Source organism: Microbacterium sp. USHLN186, from assembly GCF_037145155.1.
Lineage (GTDB): Bacteria > Actinomycetota > Actinomycetes > Actinomycetales > Microbacteriaceae > Microbacterium.
On record NZ_JBBCYA010000013.1, the window covers coordinates 1 to 585 of the forward strand.

The following is a 585-nucleotide window of genomic DNA, read 5'->3' on the forward strand; positions in this document are numbered from 1 at the left end:
CTCATCCCCTCAGTTTTCAACCTAAGTGGGTTCGGCCCTCCACACGCTCTTACACGTGCTTCAGCCTGGCCATGGATAGATCACTTCGCTTCGGGTCTAGAACATGCGACTGAAACGCCCTATTCAGACTCGCTTTCGCTACGGCTACCCCACACGGGTTAACCTCGCCACATATCACTAACTCGCAGGCTCATTCTTCAAAAGGCACGCTGTCACCCCTACTAAGGAGGCTCCAACGGTTTGTAAGCAAACGGTTTCAGGTACTATTTCACTCCCCTCCCGGGGTACTTTTCACCTTTCCCTCACGGTACTTGTCCGCTATCGGTCATCTGGGAGTATTTAGGCTTATCAGGTGGTCCTGACAGATTCACACGGGATTTCTCGGGCCCCGTGCTACTTGGGATACTCTTCACGCTGCACACAACATTTCGACTACGGGGCTGGCACCCACTATGGCCCGTCTTTCAAAACGGTTCGTCTATATCGTCACATCACGTCGAACACTCGGCAGAATGTTCAGAAAAGTCCCGCAACCCCGGGCATGCAACGCCTGCCGGCTATCACACACACCCGGTTTAGCCTCAT

General features: G+C 53.5%; 1 rRNA gene. It reads right to left on the reverse strand.

Annotated features, from left to right (window positions below):
• Positions 1-585, reverse strand: a 23S ribosomal RNA gene (locus WFG93_RS13905); the annotation flags it as partial.